This is a genomic window from Pseudomonas sp. B7 (assembly GCF_016735645.1).
GTDB classification, from domain to species: domain Bacteria; phylum Pseudomonadota; class Gammaproteobacteria; order Pseudomonadales; family Pseudomonadaceae; genus Aquipseudomonas; species Aquipseudomonas glycinae.
Map to the genome: position 1 here is coordinate 274,449 of NZ_JAERRE010000004.1, position 16,823 is coordinate 291,271.

Below are 16,823 nucleotides of genomic sequence, written 5' to 3' on the forward strand. Positions count from 1 at the left end.
CCCTTTAAGTCTGTGTCGGACGCCTGTAAACGCCCTACGGATTCTGGCGCGCACCATACAGAGGTTTACTCTGAAACGCCTGATAATCACGTCGGAAAATTCGCCAATAAGGGTTTGGCTTTGAAAAACCGAAAAAACATGTAGGGCAAATGCCCATATCATGGAAAAACCCTTACGAAATCTGTCCATTGCGGCCGTCTTGTCCCTCCGGTCAGCGTCCTTCTATAGTGGCTGGCGCGACTGAAAACACTGTGTCGGCTCACCGAAGCGACTTCGTAAAGGACGCACCTTAATCATGAATATGTACACACCGCTGAATACCCGTTTTCTCCCTCTCAAGACTTGCGAAAGCGACAAGCCGGTATTGGTTATCGACACCGAGGCAGAACCGGGCGACCTGCTCAATGCCGCCGATCAACGCCTGCGTGCCGCCAGCGATCTGCTGGAAACTCTTTACTGCGTATGTTTCAAACAGGCCGATGTGAAAGACATCCCCAACATCGTTAACGCGCTTTATTTGTTGACGCAAGACGGTTGTGACTTGCTGAAAGTTGCCAGACAACGAATAAATAACTGATGGCGCCAGCCACACTTACAAAGTTCGCAACAACCCATCACTTCCATTACTACCAAGTTCAGAACTAGCCTGATCGCTCTTACATCAATCAAGAGCAACAACATGACTACACTAACTATTTTCTTCTGCGGTACAGGTTCGACAAAGTTTGATAGCGCCCACGAAAACTACTGGAATGGTGAATTGGTATCTACACTCGCCTCTCATCACACCGGGCGCGAGTTCGCCGACTGGATCGTGGTCGACGGTCCCGGCACCAGCAACCTGCAAGCCGATGAACTGTTCACCCAGTCCAAGGACTACGGCTTGAGCGGAACCCTGTTCGGCAAGGGCTGGGAGGAAAACGTTCAGCACGCGATGAACATCATCAAAGGCAAATGCGACTGGCAACGTCAGCAACTGACCGAAACGGAATACAACCGCCTCAAAGCCGCCGGCATTCCGATTGAAGATGTAAAGGTCGAAGGTTCCTGGCTATGGCGCAAATACAACTATGGTGATCGCAGCGTCACGCAGCAAAAGTTGCAAGAACAAATCATTAAAACGTTTCGCAAGGACGGCGTTATTCCAACGAAGGTCAATCTGGTGGGCTGGAGCCGCGGCGGTATCAGTTGCCATATGCTGGCCAACGCCATGTTCAATGACAGCATGCTGACAAACATTCCGGTTAATATCTTCGCCATTGATCCGGTACCCGGCATCGGTAACTTTCAGGAGCACAGGGTTAAACTCAATTACAACGTAAAGGAATACGTGGGCTTTTATGCACGGGACGAACGCTCCAAGGGTTTCAGCTGCGTCATCCCGCAAACCGCGACCGGCACCAAGACCAGCATCTTCCCGATGCCTGGCCGTCACGCCACTCTGGTCGGTAACGCCTCCGCCGATGGCAACAGTGGTCCCAAAGTGCTGGCCGAACCCGGCCTCATCGTCCGCCACTTTGCCGAGGTCTGCCTGAAACGCTGGGGCACCGTACTCGACAAAAACCTTAACCTCACCGACGCCGACCTTCGCAACCACACCGCCGCCATCGTCAACGCGGCAGCGAAATACAAGGCCATGGAGAAGTGCTCCTACACCTGGTTCACCGAGCTGGATCAAGGCGAACGCTACGTATCGCTGGGCAGCAAAGGCGTGCCGTTCTCGACGGTGAAAGGCGGGATCTACACCCCGGCGACCGGGCTGACGACGAGTGTGCTGGATGTTGAGGGGTATCGGGCGATTCGTTGAGGCGGGACTGGTAACAGACGTCAACACAATCACGGGAGAATTGAACGATGGATAGATCCACTGACGGAATTGAACCTCACTGCGACGAGGAGGCCTACAAAGAGTGGGTTACTCGGCAAGTTCAGAAAAGCATCGATGATCCCCGCCCAAGCATCACCGATGAAGAGTCGAGACGCTTGATGGCAGCGAAACGTGAACTGTTGAGAACAAGCAAGAATCAGTAGGAACAACCCTATTGAATCTTCGTCCACGTCCTACATGGAGCGATGCCTTATCGGCTATCGCCGTTTGTTAGCTCAAATCTATAGTCGTGACTGTCGTTGCCAAATCAGCGACTCGGGTTTGGTCACCTGAAAATGAGAGAGAAACTTCGCATGCCCTTGTATGCTTGCCGCCTGATTCATGCGGCACGCTTTATGGCGGCTGTGTTTGGGACGCTTCGGCGTGCCTGGAGTTCTCTCTCTCTGGTTGACCAACCCGAACACAGTCCGCCTCCTATCGTTTGGTCATGATGTTGGCGGTTCTTCTGATACTTGAGAGAGTCTAACCAATGAAATTATGGAACCAATTCCCCAACGATCGCTACCGCCCACTTGATACCAACCTCACCGACACCAAGCCATTGGTCATCGACACCGAGGCCGACCCGCAAGACATCCTCGAATGCGCCGTCCAGCGCCTGCGCGCCTCAAGCGACCTGCTGCAAACCCTCTACTGCCTCTGCTTCAAACACGCCGACGTCGAAGACATCCCGCACATCACCCACGCCCTTTATCTGCTGACCAAAGACGGCTTTGACCTGTTACAGGTCGCCCAGCAACGAATGCTCAACTGGAAAGCTCCAGTCTGAGGTTGAGTGATCAGATCGTTCCCATGTTCGACATGAGAACGATCACTTACCAGTCATCTACTCAAATCCCGCCAGCATTGCTGGAAAGTAAGCCAATGGCGTACATTTGCGATGATTTTTATTGAGACTCGGATCTTTACCCGTCGAGTAAAAGAGCTGCTGGACGATGACACTTACGCCGCTTTTCAGAAGCAACTGGTTGTAAGTCCTTCGATTGGCGATGTAATTGAAGGCACAGGCGGGATCCGAAAAACCCGAATCGCAGCGAAAGGACACGGCAAGCGAGGCGGAGCACGGGTTATCTACTACCACTTCGTTTCGGCATCACAAATCGGGTTATTGATGATCTACCCTAAAAATGAACAACACGATCTGTCCAGCGATGAGCGTAAAGCACTCAAGGTCTTGATCGAAAAATGGAGATGACCATGAGCAAATTTTTTGATGAGCTGATGGAAAGTGTGCAAGAGATGGACGAGATCGTACGAGGCGAGCGCACACCTTCTCGCGAATTCCACGTTGATGCATTGCAGGTCAAAGAAATTCGTAAAGCTACCGGTTTGACCCAGGCCAAATTTGCGGCACTGATCGACGTCCAGCTCGGCACTCTACGAAATTGGGAACAGGGTCGTCGCGAGCCAACCGGGCCGGCAAAAGCTCTGCTCAAGGCCATTCATAACGACCCGGTTCATGTTTTGAATGCATTGGCCCATTGAGAAAATGAACGCTCACAAAAAAGCCGCCCTCAACAGGCGGCTTTTTCATTCACCAAAACTAAGTCTTACAACTTAGGCCCGGCAGCCTTGATCGCGTCGCTCACTTCGAACTTCTTGAAGTTCTCGATGAACAGACCGGCCAGTGCTTTGGCAGCTTCGTCGTACGCAGCCTTGTCAGCCCAGGTGTTGCGTGGGTTGAGCAGGTTGGTTTCGACGCCCGGTACGGCCAGTGGCACGTCCAGGTTGATGGTGTCCAGGTGCTCGGTGGCTGCACCGATCAGCGCGCCGCTCTGGATCGCTGCGATCACCGCGCGGGTGGTCGGGATGTTGAAGCGTTTGCCGACGCCGTAGCCACCGCCGGTCCAGCCGGTGTTGACCAGGTAGACCTTGGAGCCGAAGCCGCGGATGCGCTTGATCAGCAGTTCAGCGTATTCGCCGGCCGGACGCGGGAAGAACGGTGCGCCGAAGCAGGTGGAGAAGGTCGACTTGATGCCGCTGCCCGAACCCATTTCAGTCGAGCCCACCAGTGCGGTGTAGCCGGACAGGAAGTGGTAGGCCGCTTGTTCTTCGTTGAGGATCGACACTGGCGGCAGCACGCCGGTCAGGTCGCAGGTCAGGAAGATCACAGCGTTCGGCTCGCCGCCCAGGTTCTTCTCGGAACGCTTGGCAACGTGCTCCAGCGGGTAGGCCGCGCGGCTGTTCTGGGTCAGGCTGACATCGGCGTAGTCGGCGTGCTTGGCATCGTCGATTACGACGTTTTCCAGCACCGCGCCGTGCTTGATGGCTTTCCAGATGACCGGCTCGTTCTTCTCGGACAAGTCGATGCACTTGGCGTAGCAGCCGCCTTCGATGTTGAAGACAACGCCTTCGCCCCAGCCGTGTTCGTCGTCACCGATCAGGTAACGGCTTTCGTCGGCGGACAGGGTGGTCTTGCCGGTGCCCGACAGACCGAAGAACAGGGTCACGTCGCCTTCTTCGCCGATGTTGGCAGCGCAGTGCATCGGCAGCACGTCAGCGGCCGGCAGCAGGAAGTTCTGCACGGAGAACATGGCTTTCTTCATTTCACCGGCGTAACGCATGCCGGCGATCAGCACTTTCTTCTGGGCGAAGTTGATGATCACGCAACCGTCGGAGTTGGTGCCGTCACGCTCTGGCACGCACTCGAAGTTGGCGACGTTCAGCACTTGCCACTCTTCGCGACCGGCCGGGTTGTACTGGGCCGGGTTGATGAACAGGCAACGACCGAACAGGTTCTGCCAGGCAGTCTGGGTGGTCATCTTCACGGCCAGGTAGTGATCTTCGGCCGCGCCTACATGCACGTGGGAAACGAAATGCTCTTGCGCGTTGTTGAATGCTTCAACACGAGCCCACAGCGCGTCGAACTTGTCGGCCGGGAACTTGCGGTTGATCGGGCCCCAGGCGATGGCAGCCTGGGTGGAAGGCTCTTCAACGATGAAACGGTCGACTGGCGAACGGCCGGTGCGATGACCGGTGCGAACAACCAGAGCGCCGGTATCGGCAAGCTCGCCCTCACCGCGGTTCAGGGCTTCTTTTACCAGATCATCAACACTGAGATCGGTGTACACGGCGTTATTGGCTTGCGTCATGAGGTTCCCCGTCGGCCAGTGGCCGAGTGTGCTCCAAACGTTTTGTAGTAGAAAGTCGTGCACTACTACCGCGAAAAAAGTGGGCCGGATTATGCCAGAAAAGCCCAAAAAGAGTAGGGCCCTCCCGTCGTAACGGCGTAATTCCGTCGTTGAGCAGTGAATTTACCTGCGCTGAACCGTTTTAGTGCCGGGTATCTGACGGCGTCTCGACGCCCGCTCCAGCGAACAATTGAGCGATATCCGCTGCGTCGAACAGGTAGCGCTGGTTGCAGAACTGGCAATCGATCTCGACCTGGCCACCTTGCTCGGCCACCAGTGCCTGCGCATCTTCCAGACCCAGACTGACCAGTGCATTACCCGAACGCTCGCGGGAGCAGCTGCAGTGGAAGCGCAGTTTCTGCACATCGAACAGACGAACCTGCTCTTCATGGTAGAGGCGGTGCAGGACTGTTTCGTTGTCCAGGCTCAACAGTTCATCAGCGGTCAGGGTATTGCCCAGCGCGGTGATGTGCTGCCAGCTGGCGGCGCGTTCTTCTTCGTCTTTCAGGCGATCGGCCGGCAGTTGCTGCAGCAGCAGACCACGGGCGCGACGGCCGTCGGCACAGAGTTTGAAGCGAGTGCCAACCTGCTGGGACATGACGAAATAGTTGGTGAAGCAGTCGGACAGGGTTTCGCCGTCGAGGTCGACGATGCCCTGGTAGCGCTGGCCGGCGATCGGGTCGACGGTCAAGGCCAGGACACCGTTCGGCATCAGGTCGCCAAGGGTCGCGTCGGCCGGAATCTGCTCGGCGTGGTAGCGCGCCAGGCCACGGATTTCGCGCTCGCTGGAGCATTCGATCATCAGCAGCGGGATCGGGCCTTCGGAACGGGCCTGAAGAATCAGCAAGCCATCGAATTTCAGGGTGCCCACCAGCAACGACGCGGCGGCCATCAGTTCGCCCAGCAATTGCGCAACCGGTTCCGGGTACGGGTGCTTGGCAAGCACTTCAGCGTAGCTGCGCTCCAGCGACACCAGTTCGCCGCGCGTGTCGCTGTCATCGAAGATGAAGCGTTGGGTGTAATCGGTATCGAGGAAATCGGTCATAGGTCTGGGTATCTGAATGTGATGACAAAATGGTTACAAAGAATGAAAATCCCGCGCTTCTGGCATCCTTTTTGATGCCGATGTTCAGCCACGGGAGGCATTTTATGAACAATCCGGGTTTGTTCCAATCAAGGTGGAACCTCGGCCGGCTGGTTCTGTGCAACGTTGTGCCATTGGCACTGCTGGCTTTCTGGTTATGGCCTACGGGTCAGATGCTGTGTGTGATTTTCGACGAGTGGCTGTTCCGCTCACTCAATGCACCGCTGGCCAGCAACCCCATATGGCTCCACATCTGGGCAATTGCAAGTCTGCGACCGTTCGACATTGTCGTCGGTGTGATTCTGCTGATGCTGCTGATCAAGGGCGACTGGGTGTTCAGGGCAATTGATGTACGCCGCGCATTTTTCGGTTTTTTTTCGATCCTGCTGCTGATGGTGGTGATCCGCGCGCTGTTTTCCAAGTTCTCCGATCACATGGGCTGGCAGCACAGCAGCCCGTCGATGGTGCTCGAAGGCGCGGTGCATATCAGCGATTACTTCCCGCATCTGGAGAAGACCTGGGAGCTGAAGGACCGCTCGAGCCAGAGCTTCCCCGGTGACCACGCATCGGTGCTGCTGATCTGGGCTCTTTTCATGGGCGTGTTCAGCCGTACGGCTGGTCAGTTCCTGGTGATCTGGGGTCTGGCGCTGCTGTTCATGTTGCCTCGCCTGGTCGCCGGTGCACATTGGGGCCAGGACGATTACATCGGCGGCATGCTGCTGGCGGTGTGGGCACTGGGCTGGGGTTACTACACGCCGTTTGCTTATCACGCGGCGAACTTCTGGCTGAAGGTCACGGCGCCGGTGTTCCGGCTGCTGGGCAAACTGCCGATGGTTTCGCGGATGAGCGTGGTGTCCGCGCAGTAATCAACGGTTACTGAAAAAACGCAGCCGCCGGCGGGTCTTGAGCCCAGGCCGTCAGGCTGCGTTTTTTTATTCGCCGCTACTGTTCCCACGAAACTTAAACAGATCCCGACGCTGCTTCTTGCTCGGTTTGCCATCGGTGGTCACGCCCAGGGCGCCTGCCTTGCGCATCGCCGCAGCCGCTTCACGTTTGGCAATGCTGGCCTCGGTCTCGGCGTACAGCGTCTGCGCCTCAGGTGCGCCGCGACGCACGATCGACAAGGCCTGAACCACCACGGTCTTCTCATCGAAGCCGGCGCGAATCTCGAATTCGTCGCCAATGCGTGGTTCTTTGCCGGGCTTGCAGCGCTCTCCCCGACAATGCACCTTGCCACTCTCGATGGCGGCTTTGGCCAAAGCGCGAGTCTTGAAAAAACGCGCGGCCCACAGCCACTTGTCGAGACGAACCTTGTCGTCTTCTTCGCTTTTTTGTGCCATATGAATTCCTCGTTCAGCCAGTAGTCGGAACTGTACTACCGATTCTGTCGGGCGCAAGAACTCGGCCCTCCAGATAAACTGTGATCTTCGCCGGTTCAACGGCATGGAGTGATCGAGTGACCAAATTTCCGTCTTCATTGACCTCACCCCAATCCGGGTGCCAGGGCTGCCAGCAAAGCGAGCCGCTGGGCTTCGATTTTTCCTTCGCCTATCAGCCCATCGTGGATCTGCGGGACAAGTCGGTGTACGCCTACGAGGCCCTGGTCCGTGGTACGGCCGGTGAAGGTGCGTTAACCGTGCTGGATCAAGTTACAGAAGATAACCGCTACCGTTTCGACCAGCTCTGCCGGACTCGCGCCATCGAAGGCGCAGCCGGGCTTAATATGCAGACACACTTGTCGATCAACTTCATGCCCAACGCCGTCTATCGTCCAGAGCTGTGCATACGGAGCACGTTGGAAGCAGCAAAAAAACACAATTTCCCGGTCGACCGGCTGATTTTCGAAACACTGGAAAGCGAGCATGTAGATAACTATCGCCATTTGACCAATATTCTGCGTGAATACCGCGAATTCGGCTTCAAGACGGCCATCGACGATTTCGGTGCCGGGTATTCGGGGCTCAATCTGCTGGCCGATTTCCAGCCGGACCTGATCAAACTCGACATGGCGCTGATCCGCGATATCGACCATGACCGTGTACGTCAGGCTATCGTTCGGGGGATTGTCACAATCTGTGCGGAGTTGGGCGTTACAGTCATCGCCGAAGGCATAGAGAGTGCGGGTGAACGGGATTTCCTGGCGGACTGCGGAATATTTCTGATGCAGGGTTACTGGTTCGCCAGACCCGCATTCAAAGCGTTAGCCCAGGTGTCCCCTGAAGCGTGGACGCGTTAATCGTTGGTTTTTTCCATTGAAGACATTTGACCATTTGACCGTTATCGGTCTGCGCGAGTGGGTGGCGCTTCCGGATCTGGGAGTCGCTGGCCTTCGGGCAAAAATCGACACCGGCGCCAGCACCTCCAGCCTGCATGCCACCGACATCGAGCCGTTCGAACGCGACGGCGAGAAGTGGGTGCGTTTCACCGCGCACCTGGGCACTGTCGTGCAGTTGCGCCATCGGCGATGCGAAGCGCCGCTGGTTGCCCGCAAGACCATCAAGAGTTCGAACGGCCAGGCCCAGGTGCGCTACGTGATCAGCACCACCCTGGCCCTGGGTGACCGGGTCTGGCCGATCGAGTTCACCCTCGCTTGCCGCAAGTCCATGCGCTATCGCCTGTTGCTCGGTTCCAAAGCCCTGATCGACGGCCAGCTGGTGGTCAATCCGGGCATCAAATATGTACAAGACAAGCCGGTGTTCCCGGTATCTACCTCCTCCACAGGTGTTGCATGAAGATCGCTGTGCTGTCGCGGAACCCGCGTCTGTATTCCACCCGTCGTCTGGTCGAAGCCGGAACCGAACGCGGGCATGAAATGGTGGTGATCGACACCTTGCGCGCCTATATGAATATTGCCAGCCACAAGCCACAGATCCACTACCGTGGCAAGCCGCTGGAGGGTTTCGATGCAGTGATCCCGCGGATCGGCGCGTCGGTGACGTTTTATGGCTGCGCAGTGTTGCGCCAGTTTGAAATGATGGGCGTGTTTCCGCTCAACGAATCGGTGGCCATCGCCCGCTCGCGGGACAAGCTGCGTTCGCTGCAATTGCTGTCGCGCCGGGGCATCGGTTTGCCGGTGACCGGTTTCGCCCACTCGCCGGACGACATTCCCGACTTGATCGACATGGTCAACGGCGCGCCGCTGGTGATCAAGGTGCTGGAAGGCACCCAGGGCATCGGCGTGGTGTTGTGTGAAACCGCGACGGCGGCGGAGTCGGTGATCGAGGCGTTCATGGGCCTGAAGCAGAACATCATGGTGCAGGAATACATCAAGGAGGCCGGCGGCGCCGACATCCGCTGCTTCGTGGTCGGCGACAAGGTGATCGCGGCGATGAAGCGTCAGGCCAAGCCTGGCGAGTTCCGCTCCAACCTGCACCGCGGCGGCAGTGCCAGCCTGATCAAGATCACCCCGGAAGAACGCATGACCGCGCTGCGTGCGGCCAAGGTCATGGGCTTGGCGGTGGCGGGCGTGGATATTTTGCGTTCCAACCACGGCCCGCTGGTGATGGAAGTGAACTCGTCACCGGGTCTGGAAGGGATCGAAACCACCACGGGCAAGAACGTGGCGGGGATCATCATCGAGCATCTCGAGAAGAATGGCGGGCCGAACATGACCCGCACAAAAGGCAAGGGCTGAACCTTGAATCAGGCGGCCGCAAGGTCGCCTGAAACTTAAACCGCGTCTCGCGGCAGCATCAATCCCAGCGGCAACCGAACCCGTGCTTCCAGCCCGCCACCAGAGCGGTTGCGCAGTTCGACATTGCCGCCGTGCATCGAAGCAATCCGCTTCACAATCGCCAGTCCCAGCCCGGTGCCCTTCCCGCCCCGCGCACGATCGCCACGGGTGAACGGGTTGAAGATCGCCTCAAGTTCGGAAGGATCGATACCTGCCCCCCGGTCCATCACGCTCAGCACCACATACGGCGCACTGGTGTCACCGGACACATAGGCCGCGACGTCCACGCTGCCGCCGGCATGATTCAACGCGTTGCCAATCAGGTTGTTCAGCAAGCGCTTCATCGACACCCGACGCAACGGGAACGGCTGGATCGGCTCCAGGCGAAGGCGCACTTTCTCTTCCGTCTGGTTGTAGGGCGCCGCCACTTCACGCACCAGATCGCTGAGATCCACCTCCTCCACCGACTCGTCCCGACCATCGCGAATGAACGCGAGGAACTGATCGAGAATCGCGTCCATGTCTTCGATGTCGCGCACCATGTCGTCGGTCAGGTCGGTGCGGTCGCCCATCAACTCCAGCGACAACCGCAAACGAGTCAGCGGCGTCCGCAAGTCATGGGACACCCCCGCCAGCATCAGCTCACGCTCGCGACCGGCCTGCTCGACGTCTTCGGCCATCTGGTTGAAGGCGCGATACACCTCGGCCATCTCGCTGGGGGTGTCACTGATCGGCAGGCGCACGCTGCGGCCCTGGCCGAGTTGCCGGGCGGCGTAGACCAGACGCTTCAGTGGTTGGTTGAGCTGGCTGACGAAAATCCAGGCGGACGCCGTGGACAGCAAACCGATCGCCAGGAACCAGCCGAGCACGTTCCAGATTTTCTGGCCACGCAACGGGTGTGGATACAGTGGCACTTTCAGCCAGCCGTCACCGAGGCTCGGCGCACGAACCCACAAGGCCGGCGGCGAGTGCATGCGCAAGCGCACTTCGGTGTCGGCCCCCAGCTCCGCCTGCATCTGCCGCTGGTAGATTTCGCTGTACGGCCAGTGCTGTTCGCCTTCCGGCACACCGGCGCCCACCACCCGGATCAGCGTGGCAGCATCGGCGATTTTCGCGCGGTTTTCTTCGTCGGCAGCCCAGTAGGCGCGCAGCGTCAGGGCGACGCCATGGCTGTATTGGCGGTCCACCAGCACGTCCTCGTTCATCAACAGATAAACCAGGGTCAATGCCTTGGAAAACAATACGACGATCAGCACCAGCCACAGGGTGCGGGAGAAGAAACTTTGGGGGAACCAGACGGGGGTTTTCATGGATAACCGCTACACACTTGCAGGAGCGAGCAATGCTCGCATATTGCGGATTGCGAGTCTGCGCGGACGGCGTTTCCGACCGTTTCCCGCAGACCCGCTCCTACAAATCACCCATCACTTGGTGGAGTTGCCATCCGGCACGAACACGTAGCCGACACCCCAGACAGTCTGGATGTAGCGCGGCTTGGAAGGATCGGGTTCGATCATCCGGCGCAGACGGGAAATCTGCACGTCGATGGAACGCTCCAGGGCATCCCACTCACGGCCACGGGCCAGGTTCATCAGCTTGTCGCGGGTCAGCGGCTGACGGGCGTTCATCACCAGGGCCTTGAGTACCGCAAACTCGCCGGTGGTGAGCATGTGCACTTCGTCGCCGCGCTTGAGTTCGCGGGTGGCCAGGGACAGCACGTAGTCGCCGAACGTGACGTTTTCTTCTTCACTGCCCGGCGCGCCCGGCACCGGCGCGGCCTGACGGCGCAGCACGGCTTTGACGCGAGCCATCAGCTCGTCCGGGTTGAACGGCTTGGCCAGGTAGTCGTCGGCGCCCAGTTCCAGGCCCTTGATACGGCTCAGCTCGTCACCCTTGGCAGTGAGCATGATGATCGGAATCTGATTGTTCGCGCCACGCAGGCGGCGGCAAGCGGTCAGGCCGTCTTCGCCCGGCAGCATCAGGTCGAGGACGACCAGGTTGAACACTTCACGCGACAGCAGACGGTCCATCTGCTCGGTATTCGGTACGGCGCGGGCACGATAGCCCTTGCTGACGAAAAAGCGTTCCAGCAGGCTGCTCAGCCCCGGATCGTCGTCAACGATGAGAATTTTTTCGCCTTCAGCAGTTTGTGCAGTGCTGCTCATTGGATGCTCCTTTTAGCTCGGCGCGCATTATGGCGTAGCTGCCGTTATACGCACCGTGTGCATTGTTAGCAGATTTTTCCTTCACTGCCAGAAAACCGGGGCTTGAGCCTACAGACTGTGTCGCCCCCGAATGACAGAACGCTGGTTATAATGCGCGGCCTTTTGTGTCAGGCAACGTCTGAATCGTTACCGAAGGTGGCCGTCCCTTATTTTCATGGGCGCCGCAGTAATTGTTCGATTTCACGGGTCAATGGGATGCCTTTTGACCCAGGCAGCGGCCAGCATCAAGCCGCCCCACCAGACTCCGGGCCTTCATTTACGCGCCTGCGAGCCTGCTTTCACAATTTGTCAGGTGGTTTTATGGACAGCATCAACAGCCGCATCGCCGAGGAACTCGGCGTACGCCCACAACAGGTCGAAGCGGCCGTCGCGCTACTCGATGAAGGCTCTACCGTTCCCTTCATCGCCCGTTACCGGAAAGAAGTGACCGGCAGCCTCGATGACACCCAACTGCGTCATCTGGAAGAGCGTCTGCGCTACCTGCGAGAACTCGACGAACGGCGCATCAGCATTCTTTCCAGCATTCAGGAGCAGGGCAAACTCACCCCTGAGCTGGAGCGCGAAATCAAACTCGCCGACACCAAGACCCGCCTCGAAGACTTGTACCTGCCGTACAAGCAGAAGCGCCGCACCAAGGGCCAGATCGCCCTGGAAGCCGGCCTCGGCGAACTGGCCGACGGTCTGTTCAACGACCCGTCGCTGGCCCCGGAAGCCGAAGCCGCGCGCTTCATCGACGCTGAAAAAGGCGTGGCCGACGTCAAGGCAGCGCTGGAAGGCGCCAAGTACATCCTCATGGAGCGCTTCGCCGAAGACGCCAACCTGCTGGAAAAACTGCGCACCTACCTGAAACAGGAAGCCACCCTCAGTGCCCGCGTGATCGCCGGCAAGGAAGAGGAAGGCGCCAAGTTCCGTGACTACTTCGAACACGACGAACCGCTGAAAAGCATGCCGTCGCACCGCGCGCTGGCGATTTTCCGTGGCCGCAACGAAGGCATTCTCAGCTCCGCGCTGAAAGTCGGCGAAGAGCTGCCGGGCACCCTGCACCCGTGCGAAGGCATGATCGGCCAGCACGTCGGCATCCAGAACCAGAACCGTCCGGCCGACAAGTGGCTGAGTGAAGTGGTGCGCTGGACCTGGAAGGTCAAGCTCTACACCCACCTGGAAACCGACTTGCTCGGCGAGCTGCGCGACGGCGCCGAAACCGAAGCGATCAACGTGTTCGCCCACAACCTGCACGACCTGCTGCTGGCCGCCCCGGCCGGCCCGCGCGCGACTCTGGGCCTCGACCCGGGCCTGCGCACCGGCTGCAAGGTTGCGGTGGTCGACTCCACCGGCAAGCTGCTGGATCACGCCACGGTTTACCCGCACGTGCCGCACAACAAATGGGATCAGACCATCGCCATCCTGGCCGCCCTGTGCGCCAAGCACTCGGTCGACCTGATCGCCATCGGCAACGGCACCGCCAGCCGTGAGACCGACAAGCTGGCGATCGAACTGATCAAAAAATACCCAGCGATGAAAATGACCAAAGTCATGGTCTCCGAAGCCGGCGCATCGGTGTATTCGGCATCGGAACTGGCAGCCAAGGAATTCCCGGATCTGGACGTGTCGATCCGTGGCGCGGTATCGATCGCCCGTCGTCTGCAGGATCCGCTGGCCGAACTGGTGAAAATCGATCCGAAATCCATCGGTGTCGGCCAGTACCAGCACGACGTGTCGCAGCTGAAACTGGCGCGCGGTCTGGACGCCGTGGTCGAGGACTGCGTGAACGCCGTGGGCGTGGACGTGAACACTGCCTCCGTGGCGCTGCTGGCGCGGATCTCCGGCCTCAACGCGACCCTGGCGCAGAACATCGTGGCCCACCGTGACGAGCACGGCGCGTTCAAGACTCGCGCGGCGCTGAAGAAAGTCGCGCGTCTGGGCGAGAAAACCTTCGAACAGGCCGCCGGCTTCCTGCGTGTGATGAACGGCGACAACCCACTGGATTCCTCGGCCGTTCACCCGGAAGCCTATCCGCTGGTGCAACGCATCGCCGCTGAAACCGACCGCGACATTCGCTCGCTGATCGGCGACGCCGCGTTCCTCAAGCGTCTGGATCCGAAGAAATTCACCGACGAGACCTTCGGTCTGCCAACCGTTACCGACATCCTGCAAGAGCTGGAAAAACCGGGCCGAGACCCGCGTCCGGAGTTCAAGACCGCCGAGTTCCAGGAAGGCGTCGAGGACCTGAAGGACCTGCAACTGGGGATGATCCTCGAAGGCGTGGTGACCAACGTGACCGCGTTCGGTGCATTCGTCGACATCGGCGTGCATCAGGACGGTCTGGTGCACATTTCGGCGCTGTCGGAGAAATTCATCAAGGATCCGCGCGAAGCCGTGAAGGCCGGCGACGTGGTGAAAGTGAAGGTCATGGAAGTCGACATCCCGCGCAAACGCGTCGGCCTGTCGATGCGCATGAGCGACACCCCGGGCGAGAAGATCGACGGTGCCCGTGGCTCGCGTCCGGGCTCGGCACCACGCCAGTCGCAAGGTTCGGCGCCACGCAAGGAAAGCACCCCGGCGGCTCCAGCCAATAACGCGATGGCGTCGTTGTTTGCCAACGCCAAGCAGTTGAAGAAACGCTGATGGATATGCCGGCCGGGCTCGTCGAGAGCGCGTTTTTCAAGCTGTTGGGCTGCCGCCTGCACAGCCTGGAAACCGGGGTGGCGCAAGTCGCCCTGGTGCTGGAACCCGAACTGCGCAACCGCGGTGGCAAGCTGCACGGTGGCGCGTTGTTCAGTCTGGTGGATATCGCCATGGGGCTGGCCTGTTCCAGCACCCACGGCTTCGACCTGCAGAGCGCGACCATCGAGTGCAAGATCAACTACATCCGCGCCGTCTCTGAAGGCGAGGTGATGTGCACGGCGCGGGTGATCCACCCGGGCCGGCGCACGCTGGTGGTCGAAGCCGACGTGATGCAGGGCGACAAACTGGTCGCAAAAGCGCAAGGCACGTTCGCTGTCCTGTAGATGTTGTTCATCATTTTGAGTTAATTTCGGCGCTGTGATCGCAGCGTCGGAGTTTTCCTCGCCCGCGTCTGCCAGATTCAGGGACTGAAGTTGGCGTTTCCAATGGGGCTTTCATGGCCCGAAAACCAGGCGAAAACGCCAGTTTCAACTTCACCCTTGTAGACCGTCCTGCCCACCCCCATATTGGGGCGACTGACGCGTGAAGGAATCCAAATTGAGCGAACTTCTCAACCGCCGCCTGGCTCTGCTCGGCGAGCGCGCTAACCTCTCTCTGCTTGAGCAGTGCCTTCACGGTATCGAACGTGAATGCCTGCGCGTGACCGGCGAAGGCCGCCTGGCCCAAACGCCGCACCCTGAAGCCCTGGGTTCCGCGCTGACCAACGAACAGATCACGACCGACTATTCCGAGTCGCTGCTGGAGTTCATCACGCCCGCCCTGCCAGACCCTGCCGACACCCTGGCGAGCCTGGACAAGATTCATCGCTTCGCCTACAGCAAGCTCGGCAACGAGTACCTGTGGAGTCCATCGATGCCGTGCCCGTTGCCGGCCGAGGAAGACATCCCGATCGCCTATTACGGTACCTCCAACATCGGTCAGCTCAAGTACGTCTACCGCAAGGGTCTGGCCCTGCGTTACGGCAAGACCATGCAGTGCATCGCCGGGATTCACTACAACTTCTCCCTGCCGGAAAAGCTCTGGCCGCTGCTCAAGGAAGCCGAAGGCTTCGTCGGCACCGACCGGGATTTCCAGTCGTCTTCCTATATCGCGCTGATCCGTAACTTCCGCCGCTACAGCTGGCTGCTGATGTACCTGTTCGGTGCTTCGCCGGCGCTGGACGCGGGTTTCCTGCGCGGTCGTGCGCACCAGTTGGAACAGCTGGATCCGGACACCCTGTACCTGCCCTACGCCACCAGCCTGCGCATGAGCGATCTCGGTTACCAGAGCAACGCCCAGGCCGGTCTGACACCTTGCTACAACGACCTGGCGAGCTACACCGACAGCCTGCGCAAAGCGGTGGCGACGCCGTACGCGCCGTATGTCGAAGTCGGCACGCACCAGGATGGCGAGTGGGTGCAACTGAACACCAACATCCTGCAGATCGAAAACGAGTACTACTCGAACATCCGCCCGAAACGCGTGACCTACACCGGCGAGCGTCCGATCCAGGCCCTGATGGCCCGTGGCATCCAGTACGTCGAAGTGCGCTGCCTGGACATCAACCCGTTCCTGCCAATGGGCATCGACCTCACCGAGTCGCGCTTCCTCGACGCGTTCCTGCTGTACTGCGCGCTGAACGAAAGCCCGCTGCTGACCAACAACTCCTGCGGCAACGCCACCTCCAACTTCCTCAGCGTGGTCAAGGAAGGTCGTCGTCCGGGCCTGCAATTGCAGCGCGACGGCCAACCGGTCGAGCTGAAGGAATGGGCCGCCGAACTGCTGGAAAAAATCGCTCCGCTGGCGGCGCTGCTGGATCAAAGCCACGGCGGCGATGCCCACAGCAAGGCACTCGATGCGCAACTGGCCAAGGTTAAGGATTCGTCCCTGACGCCTTCGGCCCAGGTGCTGGCGGCGATGGCAGCGCACAAGGAAAGCTTCGCGCAATTCTCCCTGCGCCAGAGCCAGGCCCATGCCGAGTTCTTCCGCAGCGAGCCGTTGGCGGCTGAGGAACAGGCGAAGTTTGAAGAACTGGCGCGGTCTTCGCTGGCGCAGCAGGCTGAGCTGGAGCAAAACGAAGTTGGCGATTTCGACGTGTTTGTCGGGTCGTATCAGGCGAGCATTCTGGCGATCAGTAACTGATCGCTTCCATCCGTGA

Annotated in this window: 17 protein-coding genes; 12 read left to right on the forward strand and 5 right to left on the reverse strand. The window is 59.1% G+C overall.

Annotated elements, in window-relative coordinates; genetic code table 11:
- Nucleotides 1-295 precede the first annotated feature (295 nt).
- The 5 genes from JKA62_RS12220 to nadS all read left to right on the forward strand — a co-directional run bounded on the left by JKA62_RS12220 (nucleotide 296) and on the right by nadS (nucleotide 3,373).
- Nucleotides 296-577 carry a hypothetical protein gene (locus JKA62_RS12220; RefSeq protein WP_011331973.1) on the forward strand — a complete coding sequence of 94 codons (282 nt, stop codon included), beginning with the start codon at nucleotides 296-298 and terminating at the stop codon, nucleotides 575-577.
- Nucleotides 578-679: 102 nt separating this feature from the next.
- Nucleotides 680-1,807 carry a hypothetical protein gene (locus tag JKA62_RS12225; protein WP_011331972.1) on the forward strand — a complete coding sequence of 376 codons (1,128 nt, stop codon included), beginning with the start codon at nucleotides 680-682 and terminating at the stop codon, nucleotides 1,805-1,807.
- A gap of 550 nt (nucleotides 1,808-2,357) precedes the next feature.
- Nucleotides 2,358-2,657, forward strand: a complete 300-nt coding sequence (locus JKA62_RS12230; RefSeq protein WP_011331971.1) for a hypothetical protein — start codon at nucleotides 2,358-2,360, stop codon at nucleotides 2,655-2,657.
- 111 nt (nucleotides 2,658-2,768) lie between these two features.
- Nucleotides 2,769-3,083, forward strand: a complete 315-nt coding sequence (locus JKA62_RS12235; protein WP_011331970.1) for a type II toxin-antitoxin system RelE/ParE family toxin — start codon at nucleotides 2,769-2,771, stop codon at nucleotides 3,081-3,083.
- A gap of 2 nt (nucleotides 3,084-3,085) precedes the next feature.
- Nucleotides 3,086-3,373, forward strand: coding sequence for a NadS family protein (gene nadS / locus JKA62_RS12240; RefSeq protein ID WP_041475108.1), 288 nt, complete (start codon nucleotides 3,086-3,088; stop codon nucleotides 3,371-3,373).
- Nucleotides 3,374-3,438: 65 nt separating this feature from the next.
- Here nadS and JKA62_RS12245 read toward each other — a convergent pair whose 3' ends face one another.
- Both JKA62_RS12245 and hslO read right to left on the reverse strand, forming a co-directional pair.
- The gene (locus tag JKA62_RS12245) at nucleotides 3,439-4,980 is read right to left on the reverse strand and encodes a phosphoenolpyruvate carboxykinase (RefSeq protein ID WP_007952682.1); all 1,542 of its coding nucleotides are present in this window, start codon (nucleotides 4,978-4,980) and stop codon (nucleotides 3,439-3,441) included.
- A gap of 181 nt (nucleotides 4,981-5,161) precedes the next feature.
- Nucleotides 5,162-6,064, reverse strand: coding sequence for an Hsp33 family molecular chaperone HslO (gene hslO / locus JKA62_RS12250; RefSeq protein ID WP_011331968.1), 903 nt, complete (start codon nucleotides 6,062-6,064; stop codon nucleotides 5,162-5,164).
- Between the two features lie 104 nt (nucleotides 6,065-6,168).
- Between hslO and JKA62_RS12255 the strand changes: the two genes are divergently transcribed.
- Nucleotides 6,169-6,969 carry a phosphatase PAP2 family protein gene (locus JKA62_RS12255; protein ID WP_011331967.1) on the forward strand — a complete coding sequence of 267 codons (801 nt, stop codon included), beginning with the start codon at nucleotides 6,169-6,171 and terminating at the stop codon, nucleotides 6,967-6,969.
- A 66-nt stretch (nucleotides 6,970-7,035) separates the two neighbouring features.
- Here the strand turns inward: JKA62_RS12255 and JKA62_RS12260 are convergent, their stop codons facing one another.
- Nucleotides 7,036-7,443, reverse strand: coding sequence for an RNA-binding S4 domain-containing protein (locus JKA62_RS12260; protein WP_011331966.1), 408 nt, complete (start codon nucleotides 7,441-7,443; stop codon nucleotides 7,036-7,038).
- Between the two features lie 116 nt (nucleotides 7,444-7,559).
- Here JKA62_RS12260 and rimA point away from each other — a divergent pair, with 116 nt between their 5' ends.
- Genes rimA through rimK form a run of 3 tightly spaced genes read left to right on the forward strand, consistent with a single transcriptional unit; the run spans nucleotide 7,560 to nucleotide 9,737 of the window.
- Nucleotides 7,560-8,339 (forward strand): S6 modification regulatory phosphodiesterase RimA, encoded by a 780-nt coding sequence (gene rimA, locus JKA62_RS12265; protein WP_011331965.1) that lies wholly within the window; start codon nucleotides 7,560-7,562, stop codon nucleotides 8,337-8,339.
- A gap of 16 nt (nucleotides 8,340-8,355) precedes the next feature.
- Nucleotides 8,356-8,835, forward strand: coding sequence for a retropepsin-like aspartic endopeptidase RimB (gene rimB / locus JKA62_RS12270; RefSeq protein WP_011331964.1), 480 nt, complete (start codon nucleotides 8,356-8,358; stop codon nucleotides 8,833-8,835).
- Nucleotides 8,832-9,737, forward strand: a complete 906-nt coding sequence (rimK, locus tag JKA62_RS12275) for a 30S ribosomal protein S6--L-glutamate ligase (RefSeq protein WP_007949201.1) — start codon at nucleotides 8,832-8,834, stop codon at nucleotides 9,735-9,737. Before rimB ends, rimK begins: the two co-directional genes overlap by 4 nt.
- 35 nt (nucleotides 9,738-9,772) lie before the next feature.
- On the opposite strand, the gene JKA62_RS12280 is transcribed toward rimK, so the two are convergent.
- Both JKA62_RS12280 and ompR read right to left on the reverse strand, forming a co-directional pair.
- Nucleotides 9,773-11,086: an ATP-binding protein gene (locus JKA62_RS12280; RefSeq protein ID WP_007952691.1), complete on the reverse strand. Its 1,314-nt coding sequence runs from the start codon at nucleotides 11,084-11,086 to the stop codon at nucleotides 9,773-9,775.
- 114 nt (nucleotides 11,087-11,200) lie between these two features.
- The gene (ompR, locus tag JKA62_RS12285) at nucleotides 11,201-11,941 is read right to left on the reverse strand and encodes an osmolarity response regulator transcription factor OmpR (protein ID WP_007952694.1); all 741 of its coding nucleotides are present in this window, start codon (nucleotides 11,939-11,941) and stop codon (nucleotides 11,201-11,203) included.
- Between the two features lie 360 nt (nucleotides 11,942-12,301).
- On the opposite strand from ompR, the gene JKA62_RS12290 reads away from it, so the two are divergent.
- From JKA62_RS12290 to gshA, 3 genes are all read left to right on the forward strand, one after another.
- Nucleotides 12,302-14,626: a Tex family protein gene (locus JKA62_RS12290; protein ID WP_011331963.1), complete on the forward strand. Its 2,325-nt coding sequence runs from the start codon at nucleotides 12,302-12,304 to the stop codon at nucleotides 14,624-14,626.
- Nucleotides 14,626-15,009 (forward strand): PaaI family thioesterase, encoded by a 384-nt coding sequence (locus JKA62_RS12295; protein WP_201817938.1) that lies wholly within the window; start codon nucleotides 14,626-14,628, stop codon nucleotides 15,007-15,009. Before JKA62_RS12290 ends, JKA62_RS12295 begins: the two co-directional genes overlap by 1 nt.
- 214 nt (nucleotides 15,010-15,223) lie before the next feature.
- On the forward strand, nucleotides 15,224-16,807 hold the full coding sequence (gene gshA, locus JKA62_RS12300; RefSeq protein WP_007952700.1) for a glutamate--cysteine ligase: 1,584 nt from the start codon (nucleotides 15,224-15,226) through the stop codon (nucleotides 16,805-16,807).
- The last annotated feature ends 16 nt before the right edge of the window (nucleotides 16,808-16,823 follow it).